23 protein-coding genes and 5 tRNA genes are annotated in these 23,810 nt (G+C 71.0%); 20 read left to right on the forward strand and 8 right to left on the reverse strand.

Annotated elements, in window-relative coordinates:
* Positions 1-4 precede the first annotated feature (4 nt).
* A complete protein-coding gene (locus ACQPXS_RS32025) occupies positions 5-3,820 on the reverse strand; it encodes a nitrate- and nitrite sensing domain-containing protein (protein ID WP_433452789.1) in 3,816 nt (1,271 codons plus the stop codon).
* A 571-nt stretch (positions 3,821-4,391) separates the two neighbouring features.
* Between ACQPXS_RS32025 and ACQPXS_RS32030 the strand changes: the two genes are divergently transcribed.
* From ACQPXS_RS32030 to ACQPXS_RS32070, 9 genes are all read left to right on the forward strand, one after another.
* The gene (locus ACQPXS_RS32030; protein WP_356305839.1) at positions 4,392-4,586 is read left to right on the forward strand and encodes a hypothetical protein; all 195 of its coding nucleotides are present in this window, start codon (positions 4,392-4,394) and stop codon (positions 4,584-4,586) included.
* A gap of 374 nt (positions 4,587-4,960) precedes the next feature.
* On the forward strand, positions 4,961-5,746 hold the full coding sequence (locus ACQPXS_RS32035) for a fumarylacetoacetate hydrolase family protein (protein ID WP_351807230.1): 786 nt from the start codon (positions 4,961-4,963) through the stop codon (positions 5,744-5,746).
* Positions 5,739-7,223, forward strand: coding sequence for a glutamate--tRNA ligase (gene gltX / locus ACQPXS_RS32040; RefSeq protein WP_433452790.1), 1,485 nt, complete (start codon positions 5,739-5,741; stop codon positions 7,221-7,223). Before ACQPXS_RS32035 ends, gltX begins: the two co-directional genes overlap by 8 nt.
* A gap of 353 nt (positions 7,224-7,576) precedes the next feature.
* Complete coding sequence (locus ACQPXS_RS32045; RefSeq protein WP_433452793.1) at positions 7,577-8,308, forward strand: HAD family hydrolase; 732 nt, start codon at positions 7,577-7,579, stop codon at positions 8,306-8,308.
* An 89-nt stretch (positions 8,309-8,397) separates the two neighbouring features.
* Positions 8,398-8,469 (forward strand) — tRNA-Gln (locus tag ACQPXS_RS32050).
* Between the two features lie 21 nt (positions 8,470-8,490).
* Positions 8,491-8,563 (forward strand) — tRNA-Glu (locus ACQPXS_RS32055).
* Positions 8,564-8,592: 29 nt separating this feature from the next.
* Positions 8,593-8,665 (forward strand) — tRNA-Glu (locus ACQPXS_RS32060).
* A gap of 20 nt (positions 8,666-8,685) precedes the next feature.
* Positions 8,686-8,757: transfer RNA gene (locus tag ACQPXS_RS32065), tRNA-Gln, on the forward strand.
* Positions 8,758-8,785: 28 nt separating this feature from the next.
* A tRNA-Glu gene (locus tag ACQPXS_RS32070) sits at positions 8,786-8,858 on the forward strand.
* 54 nt (positions 8,859-8,912) lie between these two features.
* On the opposite strand, the gene ACQPXS_RS32075 is transcribed toward ACQPXS_RS32070, so the two are convergent.
* The gene (locus tag ACQPXS_RS32075) at positions 8,913-9,557 is read right to left on the reverse strand and encodes a MerR family transcriptional regulator (protein ID WP_351807226.1); all 645 of its coding nucleotides are present in this window, start codon (positions 9,555-9,557) and stop codon (positions 8,913-8,915) included.
* Positions 9,558-9,642: 85 nt separating this feature from the next.
* Here ACQPXS_RS32075 and ACQPXS_RS32080 point away from each other — a divergent pair, with 85 nt between their 5' ends.
* Entirely contained in the window at positions 9,643-10,152 is a 510-nt protein-coding gene (locus ACQPXS_RS32080) for a DUF4188 domain-containing protein (RefSeq protein WP_433452795.1), read from the forward strand.
* Positions 10,153-10,238: 86 nt separating this feature from the next.
* Here the strand turns inward: ACQPXS_RS32080 and ndgR are convergent, their stop codons facing one another.
* Entirely contained in the window at positions 10,239-10,955 is a 717-nt protein-coding gene (ndgR, locus tag ACQPXS_RS32085) for an IclR family transcriptional regulator NdgR (protein WP_014675221.1), read from the reverse strand.
* A gap of 197 nt (positions 10,956-11,152) precedes the next feature.
* Between ndgR and leuC the strand changes: the two genes are divergently transcribed.
* The 4 genes from leuC (at position 11,153) to ACQPXS_RS32105 (ending at position 14,454) form a co-directional block, all read left to right on the forward strand.
* Entirely contained in the window at positions 11,153-12,577 is a 1,425-nt protein-coding gene (gene leuC, locus ACQPXS_RS32090; protein ID WP_433452797.1) for a 3-isopropylmalate dehydratase large subunit, read from the forward strand.
* Between the two features lie 6 nt (positions 12,578-12,583).
* Positions 12,584-13,177, forward strand: coding sequence for a 3-isopropylmalate dehydratase small subunit (gene leuD, locus ACQPXS_RS32095; RefSeq protein ID WP_365329684.1), 594 nt, complete (start codon positions 12,584-12,586; stop codon positions 13,175-13,177).
* A gap of 262 nt (positions 13,178-13,439) precedes the next feature.
* On the forward strand, positions 13,440-13,670 hold the full coding sequence (locus tag ACQPXS_RS32100) for a hypothetical protein (RefSeq protein ID WP_351807221.1): 231 nt from the start codon (positions 13,440-13,442) through the stop codon (positions 13,668-13,670).
* 136 nt (positions 13,671-13,806) lie between these two features.
* Positions 13,807-14,454 (forward strand): HU family DNA-binding protein, encoded by a 648-nt coding sequence (locus ACQPXS_RS32105; protein ID WP_433452799.1) that lies wholly within the window; start codon positions 13,807-13,809, stop codon positions 14,452-14,454.
* A 70-nt stretch (positions 14,455-14,524) separates the two neighbouring features.
* Here ACQPXS_RS32105 and ACQPXS_RS32110 read toward each other — a convergent pair whose 3' ends face one another.
* Together ACQPXS_RS32110 and cofC are read right to left on the reverse strand one after the other, a co-directional pair.
* Positions 14,525-14,728, reverse strand: a complete 204-nt coding sequence (locus ACQPXS_RS32110; protein ID WP_433452801.1) for a hypothetical protein — start codon at positions 14,726-14,728, stop codon at positions 14,525-14,527.
* Between the two features lie 136 nt (positions 14,729-14,864).
* Positions 14,865-15,503: a 2-phospho-L-lactate guanylyltransferase gene (gene cofC / locus ACQPXS_RS32115; protein ID WP_433452803.1), complete on the reverse strand. Its 639-nt coding sequence runs from the start codon at positions 15,501-15,503 to the stop codon at positions 14,865-14,867.
* Between the two features lie 154 nt (positions 15,504-15,657).
* On the opposite strand from cofC, the gene ACQPXS_RS32120 reads away from it, so the two are divergent.
* From ACQPXS_RS32120 to ACQPXS_RS32130, 3 genes are all read left to right on the forward strand, one after another.
* Positions 15,658-16,455, forward strand: coding sequence for a lysophospholipid acyltransferase family protein (locus tag ACQPXS_RS32120; protein WP_351807217.1), 798 nt, complete (start codon positions 15,658-15,660; stop codon positions 16,453-16,455).
* Positions 16,452-17,462 carry an NAD(P)H-dependent glycerol-3-phosphate dehydrogenase gene (locus ACQPXS_RS32125; RefSeq protein ID WP_351807216.1) on the forward strand — a complete coding sequence of 337 codons (1,011 nt, stop codon included), beginning with the start codon at positions 16,452-16,454 and terminating at the stop codon, positions 17,460-17,462. The genes ACQPXS_RS32120 and ACQPXS_RS32125 overlap by 4 nt, the downstream gene beginning before the upstream one ends.
* Positions 17,463-17,566: 104 nt before the next feature.
* Positions 17,567-18,724 (forward strand): D-alanine--D-alanine ligase family protein, encoded by a 1,158-nt coding sequence (locus ACQPXS_RS32130; protein WP_433452804.1) that lies wholly within the window; start codon positions 17,567-17,569, stop codon positions 18,722-18,724.
* Between the two features lie 12 nt (positions 18,725-18,736).
* Here the strand turns inward: ACQPXS_RS32130 and ACQPXS_RS32135 are convergent, their stop codons facing one another.
* Positions 18,737-19,258, reverse strand: coding sequence for a DUF3515 domain-containing protein (locus ACQPXS_RS32135; protein WP_433452805.1), 522 nt, complete (start codon positions 19,256-19,258; stop codon positions 18,737-18,739).
* 20 nt (positions 19,259-19,278) lie between these two features.
* Complete coding sequence (locus tag ACQPXS_RS32140; RefSeq protein WP_003997603.1) at positions 19,279-19,512, reverse strand: Lrp/AsnC family transcriptional regulator; 234 nt, start codon at positions 19,510-19,512, stop codon at positions 19,279-19,281.
* Positions 19,513-19,758: 246 nt separating this feature from the next.
* On the opposite strand from ACQPXS_RS32140, the gene ACQPXS_RS32145 reads away from it, so the two are divergent.
* Both ACQPXS_RS32145 and thiD read left to right on the forward strand, forming a co-directional pair.
* Positions 19,759-20,724, forward strand: coding sequence for a thiamine-phosphate kinase (locus ACQPXS_RS32145; protein ID WP_356305862.1), 966 nt, complete (start codon positions 19,759-19,761; stop codon positions 20,722-20,724).
* Positions 20,721-21,557 (forward strand): bifunctional hydroxymethylpyrimidine kinase/phosphomethylpyrimidine kinase, encoded by an 837-nt coding sequence (gene thiD, locus ACQPXS_RS32150; protein WP_433452807.1) that lies wholly within the window; start codon positions 20,721-20,723, stop codon positions 21,555-21,557. The genes ACQPXS_RS32145 and thiD overlap by 4 nt, the downstream gene beginning before the upstream one ends.
* A gap of 93 nt (positions 21,558-21,650) precedes the next feature.
* On the opposite strand, the gene rpmB is transcribed toward thiD, so the two are convergent.
* A complete protein-coding gene (gene rpmB / locus ACQPXS_RS32155; protein WP_003993230.1) occupies positions 21,651-21,836 on the reverse strand; it encodes a 50S ribosomal protein L28 in 186 nt (61 codons plus the stop codon).
* Between the two features lie 258 nt (positions 21,837-22,094).
* Here rpmB and ACQPXS_RS32160 point away from each other — a divergent pair, with 258 nt between their 5' ends.
* Positions 22,095-23,810: a DAK2 domain-containing protein gene (locus ACQPXS_RS32160; protein WP_433452810.1), complete on the forward strand. Its 1,716-nt coding sequence runs from the start codon at positions 22,095-22,097 to the stop codon at positions 23,808-23,810.

The raw sequence follows: 23,810 nt of genomic DNA on the forward strand, positions 1-23,810 counted from the left end.
TCAACTAACGCTCCTGCTGGTGAGTGGGGCTCGGGAAGCTGCCGGTCTGGCCGCTGCCGGCCTGACGGCCCTGAGCGATGCCCCGACGGAGATTGGTCAGCCGTCCGCGTACGTCATCGGGCGCACGCGAGACCTGCGGACCGGTTTGGTGCTGTTGCTGCTGAGCCGTGCCCGGGACGAGGTTCGCCCGGGGCACCCGGCGCGGCAGGCCGGAGGTGGTGACACCGCCCGCCGCGGGCTGCCGGACGCGTTCTGCCTGGCGGACGAACTCGTCGTTCGGCGAGGTGCGCCAGGAGCCGGTGGTGGAGCCGTTGCCGTTCGTGCCCGCGGGACGCTGCGGAGCCGGGGCGGACGCCGGCTGCTGCTGCGCGGGCTCCTGCTGCTGCGAACCGCCGTGGAACCAGTTGGTCTCCAGCGTGTCGTACAGCGGGGTACGGCCGTCGACCGGGCCGCTCGCCGGCGGCAGGGCCTCCGGCTCACGGTGGACCGGACGCTGCTGCTGCGGGACCTGCGGACGCTGGCCGCCGAAGCCGTCCCGGCCGGTCGGCTGCGGGCGCTCGAACTGGCCGGTGTGGGCCGGGTTCTGGCGCCCGGGCAGGGCGTGGCGGCCGGTGGAGCTGCCGTCGTAGCCGCCCTCGTAGCCCTGCGGGGCCGCGAACTGGCCCGTGTTGTGGCCCGAGTTGCGCGCGGGGTCGTCCTGCCGCGGCGCCGGCGTGCCGAAGACGTCGGAGCGGACGAACTGACCCGAGCCGTCCCCGGCGCCGGGACCGTCGAACCGACCGGGCAGCTGAGGAGCGTCGGGGCGGGCGAACTGACCGGTCTGCTGCGGGTTTTCGGGACGCGCGAACTGGCCGGTCTGGTGCGGGTTCTCGGGACGCGCGAACTGACCGGTGTGCTGGGGACCGCCCAGGCCGTTCAGGTCCGGGCGCGGGAACTCGCCCGTGGCGGACGGGCCCTGTGCGTCGATCCGGGGCATCTCCGCGGTCGAGCCCGGACCCTGCCGGTCGTCGACGCGGGGCATGCGCGCGGTGTGCGCCGGGTCCTGCTCGTCGTGGCCGCGCGGGGCGTCCAGCGAGGCACGCGACAGCGGGCTCTGGGCGTCGGCCCAGTCCGGGGTGCGCGGCTGCTGGTCACCGCCGGGCAGCTCGGCCCGCGGGCCGCCGCGCGGCGGCAGCTGGGGCTGGCGGCCCTGGTCGGAGGCGGCACCGGGCCGCTGCGCGCCACGGCCGCCGAAGGCGTCCTGCTGCGGGCCGCCCGGGTTCGCGGACTGCATGCCCTGCGGGGCGCCGGGCGCCTGACCGCCGAAGCCGCCCGCACCCGCGCCCGCGGGCGCCGGCCGGCCCAGCGGGCCACCGAGACCGGGACCGCCCTGGGGGCCGCGGGCACCGCCCGGCGCACCGGGACGGCCACCCTGACCGGTACCGGGCAGCGCGGCCCGGGGACCCTGGCCGGCGCCGACCTGGCCGCGCGGAGCGGAACCCGCACCGTGCAGACCGCCACCGGACGGGGCACCACCGAGGGCACCGCCGCCCCCGTTGCCGGCCTGGCGCCGGGCCGCGGCCGCACCGGCGGCCGCCTGCGCGGCGGCCGGGCCACCGGTCGCGACGGGCGCGCCCGGCTTGCCGGAAGCCGGCTTCTTGCCGCCCTGGGCCACGTCCACCGGCAGCATGACCAGCGCGGTCGTACCACCGGAGTCGGACGGGCGCAGCTGGATGCGGATGCCGTGCCGCTGGGAGAGCCGGCCGACCACGAAGAGGCCCATGCGGCGGGAGACGGAGACGTCCACGGTGGGCGGCGAGGCGAGCCGCTCGTTGATCGCCGCGAGGTCCTCGGGGGACAGGCCGATACCGGTGTCGTGGATCTCGATCAGCACCCGGCCGTCGGGCAGCGCGTGACCGGTGACCTTGACCTTGGTCTGCGGCGAGGAGAACGAGGTGGCGTTCTCCAGCAGCTCGGCGAGCAGGTGGACGAGGTCGTTGACCACGCGGCCGGCGACCTCGGTGGTCGGCACGGAGGCCAGCTCGATGCGCTCGTACTGCTCCACCTCGGACGCGGCGGCGCGGAGCACGTCGACCAGCGGGACCGGGCGGGTCCAGCGGCGGCCGGGCTCCTCACCCGCGAGGACGAGGAGGTTCTCACCGTTACGGCGCATACGCGTCGCGAGGTGGTCGAGCTTGAACAGCGAGGACAGCTGGTCCGGGTCGGCCTCGCGGGACTCCAGCTCGGAGATCAGCGACAGCTGGCGCTGGATCAGACCCTGGGAGCGGCGCGAGAGGTTGGTGAACATCGCGTTGACGTTGCCCCGCAGCAGGGCCTGCTCGGCGGCGAGGCGGACCGCCTCGCGGTGCACGTCGTCGAAGGCCGCGGCCACCTGGCCGATCTCGTCCCGGGAGTGCACACCGACCGACTCCACGGAGGTGTCGACGTCCTGCGGGTCGGACTCCGACAGCTGCTTGACCAGCTCGGGCAGACGGTCCTGGGCGACCTTGGTCGCGGTCTCCTGCAGACGGCGCAGCGAGCGGATCATGGAGCGGGCCACGACGAAGGCGCCGACCAGCGACACACCGAGCACGAGGAGGATCAGGGCACCGGAGATGATGGCGTCACGCTGGGTGGCGCTCTTCAGCTCGCGGGCCTTCTGCTCCATCTCCTCGAGCAGCGTGTGCTCGATCTTCTTCATCTGATCGATCTTGGTCGAGCTGTCGTCCACCCAGTCCTTGTACGAGCGGGCGTTCAGGCTCTGGAGGCCGTCGGGGGAGTCGAGGACGCGCTTGGCGTAGGTGTCCGCGGCCTCGATCGTCGGGTTGCCCTCGTCGATCGGCTTGAGGAGTTCCTCGGCGTTGTTGTTCGCGTAGATCTTCCGGAAGATCGCGATCTCGGAGTTCTCGCTCTGGTACGCCGACTGGCCGTAGAGGCGGTCGTTCGTCGACAGGTCGCCCTTGGTGGACGGGGTCGCGGGCAGCGCGGCGGCGATCGTGGCGCGCTGCACGGAGGCGTACTCCTTGGCGGTGGAGAACGCCGCCAGGGCGCGGGTGCGCGAGATCATCTCCGGGTTGCTGGACGCCTGGGCCATGTCCTGGGACAGGTCGATCAGCTGGGTGATCAGCCGGTGGTAGGACTCGATCGTCTGGGTCGAGTTGTCCTTGGTCGAGTAGGCGCCCTTGCGGATCTTGGCCAGCTGGTCGAGCTGGTTGAAGATGCCGACGAGGTTGTCGCGAACGCCCTGGAGCTGACCGTCCTTGCTGGCGGCGTCGATGTCCTGGGTGGAGTTCTCGAAGTTCGACAGGGCCCGGTCGGTCTTGCCCCGGTAGGCCTTGACCGTGTAGTCGTTCGCGCTCAGGCCGTGCGCCATGGGACCGGCGGACTGGTCGCGCTCGTCCTGGAGCGCCTGGGCCAGCTCGGTCGCCTGCTTGGTCATGTCCGTCAGCAGCTTCATGTTGTCGAGCTGCTGGATGTCGGTGATGTTCTGGTCGATGCGCAGCGCACCCAGCGAGGTCGCCGCGACCACGGGGAGCGCGAGCAGCGACACCAGACGCGTGGAGATGCGCCAGTTGCGCAGCGCCATGCGGGAGCCGGGGCCGGTGGAGCCCTTGACGGGCTTGATGGCCGGCGCGGGGGCGGCGCCGGAGGTGCCGGTCCCGGTCGCGGCCGACGTGACCGACACGCCGGGCCGTCCGCCGCGCTCACCGCCGTCCGCGGACGGGGCCGGGCCCGGGTTCTGGGCGTGCTGGGGCGAGGAGCTGCCCTTCATGGGGCCAGTCCCGTCGTGCGACTCCGGCTCCGCCGAAGCGCTGCCATCCCTCTTGAAACGTCCCTGCACTAGCGTCGCAACCTCTGGACCAGGCGCCCCTCCGCGCGAACGGAGGGACACGGTGTCGGCGTGTGGGGAGCGCCCTGAAAACGCCCCCCGATGGTCTTGAGTGACCGGCGCTGGTTCCCCCTGTCTCACCCGCCACTCGGCGCTGCTTCGCGCCCCTTGTGCGCCGGCTCGATCCCCGCGGCGGTCCGTGGAATTCCAGCACAGTGCCGGATCTCCAACAAGAGCCGTGCCCCGAGCTGTGACCTCCGTGACGGGCTGTGAGTGCCGCGTCACCAGCAGTGGACGCAGATCCCCAACATAACGGGCGTATCCCTGCGACTCGCCGCTCGGTGTCAGGTGTCTGAGTCGCCATGATCAGGAGCGGAATGATGGCTTCAGTGGGTCAATGTCCGTTTCGCTGGGCTGTATTGACCAGGAGGTTTGACCGAATTGTCCGCGAGCTCGTGAGCAAACTCACACCCACCTCGGGGGCGGTTGGCGCCGTCGGTGGGGAATTGGATGTTTAGCCTGACGCTTTACAAGAGGGACGACTCTGACAACCCACTCGACCCGAGGGCACAGGATCACAACGGTGAAGACGACGATGATGTTCCACAAGATCGCCAACCCGCGACGCACCACCCTGGCGCATCTGGCGGACGCCGACGAACTGCAGACCCCCGAGTCGCCGGAGCACTCCCTCGAGCTCCCCACCCAGACGGCCAACCCGCGGCGCACGGTGCTGGTGGACGTCCCGGCCGGTGCGACGGCCACCGCCGGAGAGTAGCCGACCTGCCCGGACGGCAGCCGACCGGCGCTCACCTATTCCGCTGAATTTCCGGGATCCCGTTTTCGTACGACACCCGGCCCGGCGGTGACGCGCCCCCCGGAATTCCCTCCGGACCGCTTTCCGGGGCGCCTCGGCGATCATCCGCAGCACGCCGGTGGCCGTGCTCCCACGGCCGCCGGCGCACCGTACGGCCGCAGGCCGGGGCCCGCCGGGGCGCACGCCGAACACCGCGAACCCCGAATTCCGGGCGGCCCGATTCCCGCACCGGAAAAACGCCGGGAGCCCCGTCGCACCGGCCGAACGTCCGGCGGCCCGACCGGTTAACCTGGGGCGTCAGTACGCCGGTTCTCAGTAAGGGGCGCAAGGATCCCGTGCGCATCGCCAGGTTCTCCATCGACGGGAACGTAGCCTTCGGCGCGGTCGAGGGCGACAAGCAGGACGAACTCGTCCTCGACATCATCAAGGGCATCCCGTTCGCGGACTACGAGCTGTCCGGCACGAAGGTGCCGCTGAGCAAGGTCAGGCTGCTCCCGCCGGTACTCCCCAACAAGGTCGTGGCGTTCGGCCGCAACTACGCCGAGCACGCGCGCGAGCTGGGCAACGAGGTGCCGGACGCCCCCTTCGCCTTCTTCAAGCCGTCCACCTCGGTGATCGGCCCCGGCGACGACATCCAGTACCCCTCCTTCTCCGAGGAACTGCACCACGAGGCCGAGCTGGCCGTCGTCATCGGCCGCATGTGCCGCGAGGTGCCGCGCGAGCGCGTCAAGGACGTGATCTTCGGCTACACCTGCGCCAACGACGTCACCGCCCGCGATGTGCAGCGCCGTGAGAAGCAGTGGGCCCGGGCCAAGGGCTTCGACACCTCCTGCCCGCTCGGCCCCTGGGTGGAGACCGGCCTCGACCTCGACCGCGCGAACGACCTCACCGTCCAGCTCACGGTCAACGGCGAACAGCGCCAGCTGGGCCGTACGAGCGAGATGGTCCACCCCATCGAGGACCTGGTCGTCAACATCTCCGAGGCCATGACCCTGCTCCCCGGCGACGTCATCCTCACCGGCACCCCCGCGGGGGTCGGCCCCCTGAACGTCGGCGACGAGGTCGCCGTCTCCATCGAAGGCATCGGCACTCTCACCAACAAGGTTGTCAAGCGTGGCTAGCGCATCCGGCTCACCCGTACGCGTCCGTTTCTGTCCCTCGCCCACCGGTAACCCGCACGTGGGCCTGGTCCGCACCGCCCTGTTCAACTGGGCGTTCGCCCGGCACCACCAGGGCACCCTGGTCTTCCGCATCGAGGACACCGACGCCGCCCGCGACTCCGAGGAGTCCTACAACCAGCTGCTCGACGCGATGCGCTGGCTCGGCTTCGACTGGGACGAGGGCCCCGAGGTCGGCGGCCCGCACGCGCCGTACCGCCAGTCGCAGCGCATGGACATCTACGCCGACGTCGCCCGGAAGCTGCTGGACGCCGGCCACGCCTACCACTGCTACTGCTCCCAGGAGGAGCTGGACACCCGCCGCGAGGCCGCCCGCGCCGCCGGCAAGCCCTCCGGCTACGACGGCCACTGCCGCGATCTGAGCGCCGAGCAGGTCGAGGAGTACCAGGCGCAGGGCCGCACGCCCATCGTCCGCTTCCGGATGCCGGACGAGACGATCACCTTCACCGACCTGGTGCGCGGCGAGCTGACCTTCACCCCGGAGAACGTGCCGGACTACGGCATCGTCCGCGCGAACGGCGCCCCGCTGTACACGCTGGTGAACCCGGTCGACGACGCCCTGATGGAGATCACCCACGTCCTGCGCGGCGAGGACCTGCTCTCCTCCACCCCCCGCCAGATCGCCCTGTACAAGGCGCTGACGGAGCTGGGCATCGCCAAGCAGACTCCGCAGTTCGGGCACCTGCCCTACGTGATGGGCGAGGGCAACAAGAAGCTCTCCAAGCGCGACCCGCAGTCGTCGCTGAACCTCTACCGCGAGCGGGGCTTCCTGCCCGAGGGCCTGCTCAACTACCTGTCGCTGCTGGGCTGGTCGCTCTCCGCGGACCAGGACATCTTCACGATCGCCGAGATGGTCGCCGCCTTCGACATCTCCGACGTGAACCCCAACCCGGCGCGCTTCGACCTGAAGAAGTGCGAGGCGATCAACGGCGACCACATCCGCATGCTGGATGTGAAGGAGTTCACCGAGCGCTGCCGCCCGTGGCTGAAGGCCCCGTTCGCCCCCTGGGCGCCCGAGGAGTTCGACGAGGCCAAGTGGCAGGCGATCGCCCCGCACGCCCAGACCCGTCTGAAGGTGCTCTCGGAGATCACCGACAACGTCGACTTCCTCTTCCTGCCGGAGCCGGTCGAGGACGAGGCGTCCTGGGCCAAGGCGATGAAGGAGGGCAGCGACGCCCTGCTCCGCACGGCCCGGGAGAAGCTGCAGTCGGCCGACTGGACCTCCCCCGAGTCCCTGAAGGAGGCCGTCCTGGCCGCCGGCGAGGTGTACGGCCTCAAGCTCGGCAAGGCCCAGGCCCCGGTCCGCGTCGCCGTCACCGGCCGCACCGTCGGCCTGCCGCTCTTCGAGTCCCTGGAAGTCCTGGGCAGGGAGAAGACGCTGGCCCGGATCGACGCGGCGCTGGTGAAGCTCACCGCGTGACCGAAGCGTGCCTAAGGGGCGGCACCCGAGGTTCCGGGCGCCGCCCCTCAGGCGTTGGTCACTGCGTGTCGGCTTCGTCGATCAGGTAGTGGCTCATGAACATGCTTCTCCACGGCATCGCGAACCCGGACGGGCGCCGAGTCCGGGGGCGACGGCCGAGTACCTTCACGCCGCCATGACCCATCCGGCCGAGCGGAGGCGTGTCCGGGCTCTCGCGTCCGGCAGTGCCGCTTCCACGGCCCCTCGAACCGCAGCAGAGCGGCGAACACGCGCACACGCCGTGTGACCTCCGTCACACCCTGTGGTCACGCTTGCCCGGACGCGGGCCGCGGCCCGGCAGTACCGTCGGTGGCATGACGATCAGAGCCGTGGTCTGGGACGTCGACGACACCCTCTTCGACTACACCTCCGCCGACCGTGAGGGGATGCGGGCGCATCTGGCGGCGGAGGGGCTGCTCGCGGGGTACGGCAGCCCCGAGGAGGCGCTCGGCCGGTGGCGGGAGATCACCGACCGGCAGTGGGCGCGGTTCTCGGCGGGGGAGGTCAGCTTCGAGGGGCAGCGGCGCGACCGCGTGCGGGTGTTTCTGGACGCGGAGCTGACCGATGCCGAGTGCGACGCCTGGTTCCAGCGGTACATCGGGTACTACGAGGCCGCCTGGACCCTCTTCCCGGACGTCCTGCCCGCTCTGGAGGCACTCTCCGCCAGCCACCGGCACGCGGTGCTGTCCAACTCCAGCCTCACGGTCCAGGAGCACAAGCTGCGCACCCTCGGCCTCCTCGACCGCTTCGAGGTCGTGCTGTGCGCCGCCGAGCTGGGCGTGTCCAAGCCGGAGGCCGGCGCCTTCCTGGCGGCCTGCGAGGCGCTGGGGCTGCCTCCGTACGAGGTGGCGTACGTCGGTGACCACCCGGAGATCGACGGGCGGGGCGCCGCGGAGGCCGGGCTGCTGTCCGTGTGGATCGATCGCGGGACGGGCGCCGTACAGGCCGTCGGGGAGGTCGTCTGCCGTCGGATCTCGACCCTCGCCGAACTCCCCGCGCTCGTCCGCGCGGATACCCGTTTTGGAGCCCCGTCCACCTTCAGGTAATGTTCTTCCTGCGCCGAGGGGAGCGGGCCGGAAGGCCGGAGCCCCACGGAGCACGCTAGAACGAGACCCCGCAGGGGCTTGAGTTCCAGTGGCCTATGGTGTAATTGGCAGCACGACTGATTCTGGTTCAGTTAGTCTTGGTTCGAGTCCAGGTAGGCCAGCTCGCAGAGCTTATCTGCAAAGCCCCCGTTGTGTAGCGGCCTAGCACGCTGCCCTCTCAAGGCAGTAGCGCCGGTTCGAATCCGGTCGGGGGTACTGATCCTGATCCATTCGGGATCGCTAGGGCCCCCGTTGTGTAGCGGCCTAGCACGCCGCCCTCTCAAGGCGGTAGCGCCGGTTCGAATCCGGTCGGGGGTACGACTGGTCTAAACCATCATTGGTCTATGGTGTAATTGGCAGCACGACTGATTCTGGTTCAGTTAGTCTTGGTTCGAGTCCAGGTAGACCAGCTCGGACCTGCGGAAACGCAGAGTCCACGCCCCCGTTGTGTAGCGGCCTAGCACGCCGCCCTCTCAAGGCGGTAGCGCCGGTTCGAATCCGGTCGGGGGTACGCACAGGGAAGGCCCTCCACCTCGGTGGGGGGCCTTCGCCGTACCCGGTTGCCCTACTCGAAGCCGTACCGCCGGCCCGACTCCTCCTCCTGGGCCAGCCGGCGCAGCGCCTGCAGCATCGGCTCGGTCAGTACGGCCCCGAGCACCGCCGTCTCCACCTTCTCCGCCTCCGACGGATGCGTCTCCACGAAGTCCAGGTCGAGTTTCGCCACCTGGTGCATCAACTTCCCGTACTCCAGCAGCAGTTCGGTGCCCCAGTCGTAGCCGAGCCGGCGGAACGCGGCCACCGCGACCACCAGGGAGCGGTACGCGGGCGAGATGGTCGTCAGCAGCCGGGCGTTGGACCAGCCCAGCGTCTCCAGCAGCCCGTCCGCCTCCTGGTGCGCGGCCCGCACGAAGTCGTCCTCCTCGTCCGGCTCCGGCACCTGCGGCAGCGCCCACAGGGCTGCGCCCAGCCGGATCGTGCGGCTCAGGGACTCGTCGTCGACGTTCCGCAGCACCTCCCGGACCGTGGCCACCGGGAGCCCGCCGACCTGGATCATCGCCCGCACCAGCCGCAGCCGGCGCAGGTGCTCCTCGTCGTACTCGGCCGTGGTCGTGTTGAGCTGCCGGCCCGGCGGCAACAGGCCTTCGCGCAGGTAGTACTTGATCGTCGCGGTGGACACACCGCTGCGTCTGCTCAGTTCGGCCAGCCGCATGTCTTGCGCCCCTTCTTGGATAACGGCACTATCCAATCATTGACACTTGGATAGCGCCGCTCACCAATGAGGGGGAAGTCACGTCATGGTGTCCCGTACGACCGCCGACGCGAAGGGCGAGGTCGTCGTCCTGCTGATCGGCATGCGCATCAACCGCTTCCGGGCGGTGCGTCTGTGGCTGCCGGTGATGCTCGCGATGCTCCGGATGCTGCGGGAGCTTGGAAAGGAGCCCGCACGGGGCCTCCGCAGCCATGTGCTGCTGACGGCTTCGCCGCGCACGTACTACGTCGTGCAGTACTGGGAGTCGAAGGAGAGGCTGTACGCCTACGCGACCGCACAGGACGCCTTCCACCACCGGGCGTGGGCGACGCTCAACCGCAAGGAGCGCAGCGGGAAGCTGCGTGGGCAGGTCGGGATCTGGCACGAGACGTACGTCGTGCCGGAGGGCTCGTACGAGGCGATCTACGGGGACATGCCGGCCTTCGGCCTCGCGGCCGCGCACGGGCAGATTCCGCTGGAGAAGCGGGGCCGGTACGCCAAGGACCGGTTCGCGTACCGCTCACAGCAGGGCGCGGTGACCGAGAAGACCGGCTGACCGGGGGGACCGGGGGAGCAAGGAGGGCCTGCCGCGGCGTTGAGGCAGGCCCTCCTCGGCGTTTCCTCGAGTTCCCGGGTGCGGGCTCAGCCCGAGCGGCGCAGGGCCTCCGAGAGACGGCCGGCGGCGTCGATGACCGCCTGGGCGTGCATACGGCCGGGATGGCGCGTCAGACGCTCGATCGGGCCGGAGACGGACACCGCGGCCACGACGCGGTTGGAGGGGCCGCGCACCGGCGCGGACACCGACGCGACGCCCGGCTCGCGCTCGCCGATGGACTGGGCCCAGCCGCGCCGCCGTACGCCCGACAGGGCCGTCGCCGTGAAGCGGGCGCCCTGCAGGCCGCGGTGCAGGCGCTCGGGCTCCTCCCAGGCGAGCAGGATCTGCGCCGAGGAGCCGGCCTTCATCGTGAGCGTGGAACCGACCGGGACGGTGTCCCGAAGGCCGGACAGGCGTTCCGCCGCGGCCACACAGATCCGCATGTCACCCTGGCGTCGGTAGAGCTGCGCACTCTCGCCGGTGACATCGCGGAGGTGGGTGAGCACGGGGCCCGCCGTCGCGAGCAGGCGGTCCTCACCGGCCGCCGCCGCCAGTTCCGCGAGGCGCGGGCCGAGAATGAAACGGCCCTGCATGTCGCGTGCCACCATGCGGTGGTGTTCCAAAGCCACGGCCAGGCGGTGAGCCGTGGGTCGTGCCAGTCCGGTCGCGCCGACCAGACCCGCGAGGGTGGCCGGACCGGACTCCAGAGCGCTCAGGACGAGGGCCGCCTTGTCCAGAACGCCGACGCCGCTACTGTTGTCCATGCAACGATACTCGCGTCTCACTCTGTGAAACGCAAGTTCAATTTTCCGTGGAACGCGCCACTCTGGAATCACACAGCGGCCCGCAGACCAACGGGCCCGGTGGTGGACGCCCGGAATCACGACACCTGGGGCGCGGGCGTCTCCTCCTCAAGATCTCTAGTTGGGCCGGTGCACGCTTGCCGGCCGGAGGGAAAGCGATGGGTAGGACACTCGCGGAGAAGGTCTGGGACGACCACGTCGTCCGGCGCGCCGAGGGCGAGCCCGACCTCCTCTTCATCGATCTGCACCTGCTGCACGAGGTGACCAGCCCGCAGGCCTTCGACGGGCTGCGCAAGAACGGCCGTCAGGTGCGCCGCCTCGACCTCACCATCGCCACCGAGGATCACAACACCCCGACCCTCGACATCGACAAGCCCATCGCGGACCCGGTCTCGCGCGCCCAGCTGGAGACGCTGCGCAAGAACTGCGCCGAGTTCGGGGTGCGGCTGCACCCGCTGGGCGACGTCGAGCAGGGCGTCGTCCACGTGGTGGGCCCGCAGCTGGGCCTGACCCAACCCGGTACGACCGTGGTCTGCGGTGACTCCCACACCTCCACGCACGGCGCGTTCGGCGCGCTGGCGTTCGGCATCGGCACCTCCCAGGTCGAGCACGTGCTGGCCACCCAGACGCTGCCGCTGGCCCGCCCCAAGACCATGGCCATCACGGTCGAGGGCGAGCTGCCCGAGGGCGTCACCGCCAAGGACCTGATCCTGGCGATCATCGCGAAGATCGGTACCGGCGGCGGCCAGGGCTACATCCTGGAGTACCGCGGCTCCGCCATCGAGAAGCTCTCGATGGAGGCCCGGATGACCATCTGCAACATGTCGATCGAGGCCGGCGCACGCGCGGGCATGATCGCCCCCGACGAGACCACCTTCGCGTACCTCAAGGGCCGCCCGCACGCCCCCGAGGGCGCCGACTGGGACGCCGCGGTCGAGTACTGGAAGACGCTGCGCACCGACGACGACGCCGAGTTCGACGCCGAGGTCGTGATCAACGCCGACGAGCTGTCGCCGTTCGTCACCTGGGGCACCAACCCCGGCCAGGGCGCGCCGCTTTCGGCGTCCGTCCCCGACCCGGCTTCGTACGAAGACGCTTCGGAGCGCCTCGCCGCCGAAAAGGCCCTGGAGTACATGGGGTTGGAGGCCGGCCAGCCGCTGCGGTCCATCAAGGTGGACACCGTCTTCGTAGGCTCCTGCACCAACGGCCGGATCGAGGACCTGCGCGCCGCCGCGGACCTGCTGCAGGGCCGCAAAGTCGCCGACGGCGTACGGATGCTGGTCGTCCCGGGCTCCGCGCGCGTGGGTCTGCAGGCCGTCTCCGAGGGCCTGGACGTGGTCTTCAAGGAGGCCGGCGCCGAATGGCGGCACGCGGGCTGCTCGATGTGCCTCGGCATGAACCCCGACCAGCTGGCCCCGGGCGAGCGCTCCGCCTCCACCTCCAACCGCAACTTCGAGGGCCGGCAGGGCAAGGGCGGCCGTACGCACCTGGTGTCGCCGCAGGTCGCGGCCGCGACCGCCGTCCTGGGCCACCTGGCCTCGCCCGCCGACCTGTCCGACGCCCCTGTGCCCGCTGGAGTCTGAGAAATCATGGAAGCCTTCACCCACCACACCGGCCGGGCCGTCCCGCTGCGCCGCAGCAACGTCGACACCGACCAGATCATCCCTGCTCACTGGCTCAAGAAGGTCACGCGCGACGGGTTCGAGGACGGGCTGTTCGAGGCCTGGCGCAAGGACCCCGAGTTCGTCCTCAACCGCCCCGAGCGGCAGGGTGCGACCGTCCTGGTCGCCGGCCCCGACTTCGGCACCGGCTCCTCCCGTGAGCACGCCGTCTGGGCGCTGCAGAACTACGGCTTCAAGGCCGTGATCTCCTCCCGCTTCGCGGACATCTTCCGGGGCAACTCGCTGAAGAACGGCCTGCTCACGGTCGTCCTGGACCAGAAGATCGTGGACGCGCTGTGGGAGCTCACGGAACAGGACCCCACTGCTGAGGTCACTGTGGACCTTGAGGCTCGTGAGGTTCGTGCGGAGGGCATCACCGCCTCCTTCGAGCTGGACGAGAACTCCCGCTGGCGGCTGCTGAACGGCCTGGACGACATCTCCATCACGCTCCGGAACGAGGCCGACATCGCCGCGTACGAGGCCAAGCGGCCGTCGTACAAGCCGCGGACGCTCCAGGGCTGATCCGGACCCGGCCGGGTCGCGTTTCGGCCACCCCAACACACCCTCTGTACCCCCGATCGCCACGATTGGGGGTACAGCCGTGTCTGCACCCGAACGGCCCCGTGAGCTTCTCACTCGACGCTCAACTCGCCACGTTACGACGGTGGTTGTCTGGGTACGCGAGTGCTGGGATCGCGCCCTGCGCAAGTGCCTGGAAGGCCATTCGAGGCGGCAGTTGCCCCCTGAGCAGGCGACAACTCGCCCCAGATGGCACAATCTGTGCATGGAACACGACGGCCAACTCCAGCTCTATACGGCGGTCGCGAACCAACTGAAGGAAGCGCACGCAAGGGTGCGCGCACTGCAAGTCCCGGAGGGCGTACGGATGGCGCTGACCCGGAAGCTGCTGGTCATTACGGCCGCGGCCAAGCACGATCTCGCCGCTGCGGCAAGGCGGCTCGAGCGGTTCAACGCGGACCTCGACGAGGGTCGGATCCCCGGCGAGGACGACTGAACAGCCCGAGACCACCGAGTCTGTTGCGGCACAAGGGTGATTAGCCCGTTTCGTGTTTGATTTGCGGTATATATCTGCCTAACGTGCGAAAAAGCTTGAACACTTTCGTTCTGGCGATGTCTCCGAAGGGGAAGACGTGAACAAGGCGCAGCTCGTAGAAGCGATTGCCGACAAGGTGGGTGGCCGCCAGCAGGCCGCCGACGCTGTCGATCATGTCCTGGACGCCATCGTCCGCGCGGTCGTCGCGGGCGAGCGGGTCTCGGTCACCGGCTTCGGGTCCTTCGAGAAGGTGGACCGCCCCGCCCGCTACGCCCGCAACCCCCAGACGGGCGAGCGGGTTCGGGTCAAGAAGACCTCCGTGCCGCGCTTCCGCGCCGGTCAGGGCTTCAAGGACCTGGTGAGCGGCTCGAAGAAGCTGCCGCGCGGTGGCGAGGTCTCGGTCAAGAAGGCGCCGAAGGGCAGCCTGACCGGCGGCGCCGCGGCGACGGTCAAGAAGGCCGCCGCGAAGAAGACCACCAAGGCGGCCGCGAAGAAGACCACGGCCAAGAAGGCGGCGCCGGCGAAGAAGGCGCCCGCCGCGAAGAAGACCACGGCGAAGAAGGCGCCCGCCAAGAAGACCACGGCGGCCGCCAAGACCACCGCGGCGAAGAAGACCACCGCCAAGAAGGCGACGGCCAAGAAGGCCCCGGCGAAGAAGGTCACCGCGAAGAAGGCCCCGGCCAAGAAGTCGACGGCCCGCAAGACCACCGCCAAGAAGGCCACCGCCCGCAAGGCGACGTCGTAAGGACGCCAGGCACCCACGCGCCGGGCCGGACTCCCCTGGGGAGCCCGGCCCGCGGCGTATGTAAGGGCAGTTACAGGGTTTGGAGGGTTACGAGGGTGATGCGCAGGGCGTCACCGGTTCCCTCCGCCTCGATCCGCACGCGCTGTCCGGGGCGCAGCAGCAACAGGCCTCCGGCGGTGAACGCGGCGGTGTCGAAGGGCACCGGGGTGCCGTCGTCGAGGAGCACCTGTCCGCTGCGGGTTTCGGGGTCGAAGGTGTATGCGGTGGCCTGCATGGCAGCAGCCTAGTGGCGTCTTCGGATTCGGGGCTCGCCGTGGGGCTGCGGACGTCCGCGCCGCGGGTCCGTCGTGGCTGGGCGCGCCCACGCGGCGCAGCCGCACATCGGCACAGCCCCGCGCCCCCGACAGGGCTCAGGACCCCGGGATCAGCAACCCCGCCGAAACCGCAGCGGTATGCGGGCCGACGCCCAAGGCCAGCGCCGCCCGCAGGTCGTCCCCGGTGTCCACGTCCTGCCGTACCGAATCCACCCCCGCCAGCCGGATTTCCGCCGCTCCGGACGCGCGATGTCGGGAACGGGAATCCACGCCGAACTCCGGCCGCAATTCCCGGTCCGGCCCCGCGGCCAGCAGCGTCGTGCCCAATTGCGCCGCATCCGCGAGAAACGCCCGGGAGAACCCCGCCGCCGCGCCCAGGACGACGGCCAGTTCCGCCGGGCGCAGTGCCGGCAGGTCGGCGTTCAGGGCCGCGACCGGTGTGCGCGGGCGTATGTCCCGTACGACGGCCGCCCCGTGCGCCAGCGCGGCGTTCAGACCGCTCGCCGGCGTGTCCGGGACGATCCGCGCGCCCAGCGCCGCCAGCGCGCGCGCCGCCCGCTCGTCGTCCGTGACGACCGCCACATCCGCCACGGCCGTGCAGGACAGCGCCGCGGCCACCGTGTCCTGAGCGAAGGCGAGCGCCAGCCCGGGGCGCACCCCGTCGCCCGCGGTGTCGGAGAGCCTGCTCTTGGCCCGCGACAGGGGCTTCAGGGGGATGACCAAGGTCCACTGCACCGGCGTACCGTCCCTCTCTGTTCACGATCATTGTCCCCCGCGCCATCTGGCGCCTTCGGCGGCGGGGCGTACGGTGTTCTCGACAGACCGGCGGCCCGGAGCGACACTTGTGCGGCCCCCCGCCGAGGTGACAGCCCTAGAGGAAGGTGTCCTTGTGCCCCGCCGCAGAATCGGCTTCTGGTACCGCTTCGCCGCGGTGATCTGCAAACCGCCGCTGGTGGTTCTGATCAAGCGGGACTGGCGCGGAATGGAGCACATTCCGGCCGACGGCGGATTTATCACCGTGGTGAACCACAATTCCCACGTGGACCCCTTCGCGTACGCGCACTATCAGTACAACACCGGACGGGTTCCGCGATTCCTGGCGAAGAGCGGGCTTTTCAAGAAGGGATTCGTCGGCGCCGCCATGCGCGGCACCGGGCAGATCCCCGTCTACCGCGAGTCCACGGACGCGCTCAGCGCCTTCCGGGCCGCGATCGACGCCGTGGAGCGCGGCGAGTGCGTCGCCTTCTACCCCGAGGGCACCCTCACCCGCGACCCGAACGGCTGGCCCATGACCGGCAAGACCGGTGCCGCCCGCGTCGCCCTGCAGACCAAGTGCCCGGTCGTCCCCATCGCCCAGTGGGGCGCCAACGAACTCCTGCCGCCGTACGCCAAGAAGCCGAACCTCTTCCCGCGCAAGACCCATCACGTGCTCGCGGGACCGCCCGTGGACCTCTCGCGCTTCTACGACAAGGAGATGACCCCGGAGCTGCTCAAGGAGGCCACCGAGGTCATCATGGCGGCCATCACCCGCCAGCTGGAGGAGATCCGCGGCGAGAAGGCGCCCGAGACGCCCTACGACCCGCGCCGCGAGCGGATCGAACAGCGGCGCCGCACCCAGGCGCAGACGTCGCAGACGGCACAGACGGTGCAGACCAAGGGCAAGGAACCGGAGGGGCAGGGCAAGTGAGCAAGGCGGTTAAGGCGGCGGTCTTCAGCGCCGGTTCGTGGGGCACGGCCTTCGGCATGGTGCTCGCGGACGCCGGCTGCCAGGTCACCCTGTGGGCGCGTCGGGCCGAGGTCGCGCAGGCGATCAACGAGACCCGCACCAACCCCGACTACCTGCCGGGCGTCGAACTCCCCGAGAACATGCGGGCGACCACCGACCCCGCCGAGGCCGCGGCCGACGCCGACTTCACGGTCCTGTCCGTCCCCTCCCAGACCCTGCGCGCCAACCTCGCCGAGTGGACCCCGCTGCTCGCCCCGGACACCGTGCTCGTCTCCCTGATGAAGGGCGTCGAACTCGGCTCCACCATGCGGATGAGCGAGGTCATCGACGACGTCGCCAAGGTCGGCTCCGACCGCATCGCGGTCGTCACCGGGCCCAACCTGGCCCGCGAGATCGCCGCCCGCATGCCCGCCGCCGCCGTCGTCGCCTGCACCGACGAGGCCGTCGCCCAGCGCCTCCAGGCCGCCTGCCACACGCCGTACTTCCGGCCGTACACGGAAACCGACGTGGTGGGCTGCGAGCTGGGCGGTGCGGTGAAGAACGTCATCGGGCTCGCCGTCGGCATCGCGGACGGCATGGGGCTCGGCGACAACGCCAAGGGCTCGCTCATCACCCGGGGCCTCGCCGAGACCGCGCGGCTCGGTGTCGTGCTCGGCGCCGACCCGCTGACCTTCTCCGGACTCGCGGGCCTCGGCGACCTGGTGGCGACCTGCTCCTCGCCGCTGTCGCGCAACCACACCTTCGGCACCAACCTCGGCAAGGGCATGACCCTGCAGGAGACCATCGCGGTCACCAAGCAGACCGCCGAGGGCGTCAAGTCCTGCGAGTCGGTGCTGGATCTGGCCCGCAGGCACGGCGTCGACATGCCCATCACCGAGACGGTCGTCGCCATCGTCCACGAGGGCAAGTCCCCGGTGGTCGCCGTCAAGGAGCTGATGTCGCGCAGCGCCAAGTCCGAGAGGCGCTGAAGGAGCCTTCCGCGCGACGCTGAGCGACCGCCCGGGGGACACGGAGTCACGGCGGCCGAGCGGGCGCTGACTCGGGGGATACCAACGGGTACTCTCATCGCGATATGAGCACCGAGAACCTTCCCCAGAGCCCTGAGCAACCGTCGCGCAAGCCGCGCGTGGCCGTCGTGTTCGGCGGACGCAGCTCCGAACACGGGATCTCCATGGTCACCGCCGGCGCCGTCCTGAAGGCCATCGACCGGACGAAGTACGACGTGCTGCCGATCGGCATCACGCGGGAGGGCCGTTGGGTGCTCACCGCCGACGAGCCGGAGCGGATGGCCATCGCCGACCGCCGCCTGCCCGCCGTCGAGGAGCTCGCGGAGTCGCACGAGGGCGGTGTGGTGCTCCCCGTCGACCCCGCCAACCGCGAGGTCGTCTACACCGAGCCCGGCTCGGTGCCCAAGGCGCTCGGCGAGGTCGACGTGGTCTTCCCGGTGCTGCACGGCCCGTACGGCGAGGACGGCACCCTGCAGGGCCTCCTTGAGCTGTCCGGGGTGCCCTACGTGGGCGCGGGTGTGCTCGCCTCGGCCGTCGGCCAGGACAAGGAGTACATGAAGCGGATCTTCACCTCCTACGGGCTCAAGGTCGGCCCCTACGTGGTGATCCGGCCGCGCGAGTGGGAGCGGGACGAGTCCGCCGCCCGCAAGAAGATCATCGACTTCGCCGGCGAGCACGGCTGGCCGCTGTTCGTGAAGCCCGCGCGCGCGGGCTCGTCCATCGGCATCACCAAGGTCGACGACCTGTCCGGCCTGGACGAGGCGATCGCCACCGCGCAGGCCCACGACCCGAAGATCCTGGTCGAGGCCGCCGTGCGGGGCCGGGAGATCGAGTGCGGCGTCCTGGAGTTCGAGGACGGCCCGCGCGCCTCCGTCCCGGCCGAGATCCCGCCGCCGGACGCGCACGCGTACTACGACTTCGAGGCCAAGTACATCGACTCCACGCCCGGCATCGTCCCGGCGCCGCTCACCGGGGAGCAGACCGCCGAGGTGCAGCGGCTCGCGGTCGAGGCGTTCGAGGCGGTCTCCTGCGAGGGCCTGGTCCGCGCGGACTTCTTCCTCACCGAGGACGGCGAGTTCGTGATCAACGAGATCAACACCCTGCCCGGTTTCACACCGATCTCGATGTACCCGCAGATGTGGCAGGCCAGCGGCGTCGGTTACCCGGAGCTGATCGACCGCCTGGTGCAGGCGGCGCTGCGCCGCTCGACCGGCCTGCGCTGAGCGGCCGGCCGGTCACCCGCGCATGGAGGCGATCCCCTCGGGGATCGCCTTCTTCACGGCCGCCGCGAGATCCGTGAGCACCGCCGTGCCCTCCTCCTGCGCGGACATCCCCTTTGGCAAGGCGATCTGCACATAGGCCACGCGGCCCGCGGTGGTGAACCGCCAGGTGCCGTCGCCCTGCTTCTCCATCAGCCAGTCGACGCCGTTCACCCCACCCGCGATGGCGTCCGGGTCGTCGCCCTTGGCCACCTTGGGATCGACCATCTTCGGCGGCCGTACGACACCGCAGCGCAGTATGATCGCCGGGTTTCCCCAGCCCGCCGTGTAGGCGGACCGGGGTTCGGGGTCGTTGCGGCTTCGCCCGTCGAGCTTCCGCGGCAGCACCCGGTGCAGCTCCCGGCACACCTTCGCCGTCTTCGCGTCGGGGCTGGGAACCGCGACGGTCGCGCTGTCGTCTGCCGAGGAGCAGCCCGCGACCGCGATCAGCAGCGCGGGCGCGAGCAGGCCGAAGGGCCGGTGAGCGAAGAACTTCACCGGCCAAGCGTAGACGGGGGCTACAGATGCACGACCGGACAGGTCAGGGTGCGGGTGATGCCGTCCACTTGCTGGACCTTGGCGACCACCATGCGACCGAGGTCGTCGACCGTGTCGGCCTGGGCGCGCACGATGACGTCGTACGGTCCCGTCACGTCCTCGGCCTGGATCACTCCAGGGATCTTGCTGATCGTCTCGGCGACGGTCGACGCCTTGCCGACCTCCGTCTGGATCAGGATGTACGCCTGTACCACGGAACCTCCAGGGCGGCCACGAGGATCATGTGGGGAAAAGGAACGCCACGGTATCGCGTCGCCGCTCCCCGCGGGGAGACCTGCGGGAACCGGGCTTGCGCGCCAGGGCGCAGGCACGACGGAAGTTGACGGTCGCAAGACCGTTCCGACGGTCATCCGGACCGTATCGACAGTCATCTCGACGGTATCGGGGACACTGATGACGCGCGACTGGGCACGGCATGGCAGAGAAGGGGAGCAAGGGCAATGAAGGGCACTGTTGGTGAGCTCGGGGAGTTCGGGCTCATCAGGGAGCTCACCTCCCGTCTCACCACCACCCCGGCGGTCCGGATCGGCCCCGGCGACGACGCCGCGGTGGTCGCGGCGCCCGACCGCCGGGTGGTGGCGAGCACCGACATCCTGCTGGAGGGGCGGCACTTCCGCCGCGACTGGTCCACGGCGTACGACGTCGGCCGCAAGGCGGCGGCGCAGAACCTCGCCGACATCGCCGCGATGGGCGCCGTACCGACCGCCCTGCTGCTCGGCCTGGTCGTCCCGGCCGAACTCCCGGTGACCTGGCCCAGCGAGCTGATGGACGGCCTGCGCGACGAGTGCCAGGTCGCGGGCGCCTCCGTGGTCGGCGGTGACGTCGTGCGCGGCGACACGATCATGGTGTCGATCACCGCGCTCGGCGATCTGCGCAACCAGGAGCCCGTCACACGCGCCGGCGCCCAGCCCGGCGACCTGGTGGCCGTCACGGGCTGGCTGGGCTGGTCCGCGGCCGGTTACGCGGTCCTCTCCCGCGGTTTCCGCTCGCCGCGCGCCTTCGTGGAGGCCCACCGGCGCCCCGAGCCGCCGTACCACGCGGGCCCGGCGGCCGCCGCGCTCGGCGCGACCGCGATGTGCGACGTGAGCGACGGGCTGATCGCCGACCTCGGGCACATCGCCGAGGCGAGCAAGGTCCGCATCGACATCCGCTCGGGCGCGATCGACATCCCGACCCAGATGAACGACATCGGGCAGGCCGTCGGCGTCGACCCGCTGCAGTGGGTGCTGACCGGGGGAGAGGACCACGCGATCGTCGCGACCTTCCCGCCGGACACCAAGCTGCCCGCCCGCTGGAAGGTCATCGGCGAGGTCCTCAACCCCTCCGCGCTGCCTCAGGTGACCGTCGACGGGGCGCCCTGGACCAGCAAGGGCGGCTGGGACCACTTCGGCGGCATCGAGTCATGAGCACCCTGAAAACGCCGCCGAGGGTCCTCACCGTGGCCGGCTCCGACTCCGGGGGCGGAGCGGGGATCCAGGCCGACCTGAAGACGATGCTGGCGTTCGGCGTGCACGGGATGAGCGTGGTCACGGCGGTGACCGCGCAGAACTCCCGCGGCGTGCAGGGCGCCTGGGAACTGCCCGTGGAGGCGGTCCGGGCGCAGTACCGCAGCGTCGCGGACGACATCGGCGTCCAGGCCGTGAAGACCGGCATGCTGGCCTCGGCGGAACTGGTCGAGGCGGTCGCCGAGTTGATCTCCGCCACGGACGCGCCGGCCGTGGTCGACCCCGTGGGCGTCTCCAAGCACGGCGACCCGCTGCTGGCCGCGTCCGCGCTGGACTCCGTACGCACGAAGCTGCTCCCGGCGGCCACCGTGGCGACCCCGAACCTCGACGAGGTGGCGCAACTCACCGGGGTGCGGGTCGAGTCGGAGGACGATCTGCGACGGGCCGCGGCGGCCGTGCTGGAGTACGGGCCGCGCTGGGTGCTGATCAAGGGCGGGCACCTGGCGCCAGACGCAGCGCGGGCGGGCGGGAACCAGGCCGTCGACCTGTTGACCGACGGCTCCAGTGAGCACTGGCTGCGGGCCCCGCGCCACGACAACCGGCACACGCACGGCACGGGCTGCACCCTGGCGTCCGCCGTCGCGTCGGGGCTGGCGAAGGGACAGAGCGTGCCGGAGGCGGTCACGGCGGCCAAGGAGTACGTCACGGGGGCCATCGCGGCCGGGTTCGCACTGGGCGCGGGGATCGGGCCGGTGGACCACGGCTGGCGGTTGAGCGGCCGAACGCGGGCCTGACCCGGGCCCGGGTACGGCAAAAAGCCGGTCCACCCTCGGGTGGACCGGCTCAGTGCAGCGAACCAGGCAGTGGCCGCGCGCTCAGCTGTAGCGTCAGCGCGAGACCTTGCCGGCCTTGATGCACGAGGTGCAAGCGTTCACGCGCTTCGGCGTCCCGCCGACCACGGTACGCACACGCTGGATGTTCGGGTTCCAGCGGCGGGACGTACGGCGGTGCGAGTGCGAGATGTTGTTGCCGAAGCCCGGCCCCTTGCCGCAGACGTCGCAGTTGGCAGCCACGGGTCACTCCAAAGACTTCAGATGCACTTACGGTTAATCCCGGCATGCCGGGATCGAGATCCTAAAACCTGAGATCTTGAGTGGCGTTGCCAGGGGAATGGCCCGATCGGATCGGGCAACCGGAGCAGCATACAACGGCTGCGCCCGTACAACGAAACTACCATGGCAGCTCAGGGCCCCGCCCGCGGCCCTCTTCCGGTGGACACCGCTTCGGGGTCTACGCTGCGTCCCACGTCCAGCCAGCTCAGGGAGGCGCAGGTGGCGCAGGTGCCGCAGACATTCCTCGATGCTCTCGCGGTGCGCACCTGGTGCGGTCTGGCGCTCGGAGCGCTGGGCCGCGCGCGTGAGGAGATCGACGCGATCAACGTCTATCCGGTGGCCGACGGCGACACCGGGACGAATCTCTACCTCACCCTGGAATCGGCGGCCACGGCCGTGGAGGCGGTGTTCGCCGGGTACGAGACGGGCGCCGGGAAGCCGTCCCTGGCGGACGCCGTGCATGCGATGGCCCACGGGGCGCTCATCGGGGCCCGCGGCAACTCCGGGACGATCCTGGCGCAGCTGCTGCGGGGCATGGCGCAGGTGCTGGCGGAGGGCGGTGAGGCGGCGCACATCGACGGCGCGGGCCTGCGGCTGGCGCTGCGGCGGGCCGCCGACTCCGCGTGGCAGGCCGTGGCCCATCCCGTCGAGGGCACGGTGCTGACCGTGGCCTCGGCCGCCGCCGAGGCAGCCGAAGAGGCCGAGGGCGACTGCGGCACGGTCGCGCGGGCGGCCTACGAGGGCGCGCTGACGGCCCTGGCGGCCACTCCGGGCCAGCTGCCCGTACTCGGCCGGGCCGGGGTGGTCGACGCGGGCGGACGCGGGCTCGTGGCGGTGCTGGGGGCACTGGTGGAGGCGTTCACGGGGGAGGCGGTACGGGAGGCTCCGGCGGCACCGGAGAGCCTGGCGGCGGCGGAGGAGAGCGGGCAGGCCCCGGACGCGGTTGCCGGCGGGCACGCGCGCGTGGAGAGCATGGGCGATGCGGACCTCTGTGCCGAGGGGAGCGAGAACGGCGGGCCCGCCTACGAGGTGATCTATCTCCTGGAGGCCGGCGACACGGCCGTGGCCCGGCTCAGGGAACGCCTCGACGCGCTCGGCGACTCCCTGGTCGTGGTCGGCGGCGACGGGCTGTGGAACGTCCATGTGCACGTCGACGACGCGGGCGCCGCCGTGGAGGCGGGCGTGGAGGCCGGGCGGCCGTACCGGATCCGGATCACCCACTTCGGGCTCGGGGACGTCCACACCGGCGGCGAGCGGCCCCCGCGCGAGCGCGCCCAGCGGGCCGTCGTCGCCGTCGTACCGGGCGAGGGACTGGCCGGGCTGTACACCGAGGCGGGCGCCACGACCGTGCTCGCGCGCCCCGGGGAGCCGCCCGCCAGCGGCGAGCTGGTGCAGGCCGTACGGCGGGCCCACGCGCGCGAGGTCGTCCTGCTGCCCAACGACGCCGAACTGCGCCACACGGCCGCGGCGGCCGCCGAGCAGGCCCGCGCCGAGGGCATCCGGGTGGCCCTGATCCCGACCCGCTCGGCGGTCCAGGGCATCGCCGCGCTCGCCGTGCACGCGCCGGACCGCCGGTTCGACGAGGACGTGGTCCAGATGACCGCGGCGGCGGGCGCCACCCGGTACGCCGAGCTCGTCGTCGCCGAACGCCAGTCCTGGACGACGGCCGGCATCTGCCAGGCCGGGGACGTGCTCGGGCTGATCGACGGCGATGTGGCGGTGATCGGCCCCGACGTCACCGCCACCGCCCGGACCGTCCTGGACCGCATGCTCCAGGCCGGCGGCGAGCTGGTCACCCTCGTCGTCGGCGACGGGGCCCCCGAGACCGTCGCCGAGCAGCTGGAGGCTCGCGTACGGGAGTCCTACCTCGCCGTGGACACGGTCGTGTACCGGGGCGGCCGGCAGGGGACCCTGCTGCTCATCGGCGTGGAGTGA

Source organism: Streptomyces sp. CA-142005, assembly GCF_050942335.1.
Taxonomy (GTDB): Bacteria; Actinomycetota; Actinomycetes; order Streptomycetales; family Streptomycetaceae; genus Streptomyces.

What these genes read in the sequence shown, in the direction of transcription:
- ACQPXS_RS32045 (WP_433452793.1), top strand. Translation starts at nt 7,577, where the DNA reads ATGACGATCAGAGCCGTGGTCTGGGACGTCGACGACACCCTCTTCGAC.
- ACQPXS_RS32075 (WP_351807226.1), bottom strand. Translation starts at nt 9,557, where the DNA reads ATGCGGCTGGCCGAACTGAGCAGACGCAGCGGTGTGTCCACCGCGACG.
- ACQPXS_RS32080 (WP_433452795.1), top strand. Translation starts at nt 9,643, where the DNA reads ATGGTGTCCCGTACGACCGCCGACGCGAAGGGCGAGGTCGTCGTCCTG.
- ndgR (WP_014675221.1), bottom strand. Translation starts at nt 10,955, where the DNA reads ATGGACAACAGTAGCGGCGTCGGCGTTCTGGACAAGGCGGCCCTCGTC.
- leuC (WP_433452797.1), top strand. Translation starts at nt 11,153, where the DNA reads ATGGGTAGGACACTCGCGGAGAAGGTCTGGGACGACCACGTCGTCCGG.
- leuD (WP_365329684.1), top strand. Translation starts at nt 12,584, where the DNA reads ATGGAAGCCTTCACCCACCACACCGGCCGGGCCGTCCCGCTGCGCCGC.
- ACQPXS_RS32100 (WP_351807221.1), top strand. Translation starts at nt 13,440, where the DNA reads ATGGAACACGACGGCCAACTCCAGCTCTATACGGCGGTCGCGAACCAA.
- ACQPXS_RS32110 (WP_433452801.1), bottom strand. Translation starts at nt 14,728, where the DNA reads ATGCAGGCCACCGCATACACCTTCGACCCCGAAACCCGCAGCGGACAG.
- ACQPXS_RS32130 (WP_433452804.1), top strand. Translation starts at nt 17,567, where the DNA reads ATGAGCACCGAGAACCTTCCCCAGAGCCCTGAGCAACCGTCGCGCAAG.
- ACQPXS_RS32145 (WP_356305862.1), top strand. Translation starts at nt 19,759, where the DNA reads ATGAAGGGCACTGTTGGTGAGCTCGGGGAGTTCGGGCTCATCAGGGAG.
- thiD (WP_433452807.1), top strand. Translation starts at nt 20,721, where the DNA reads ATGAGCACCCTGAAAACGCCGCCGAGGGTCCTCACCGTGGCCGGCTCC.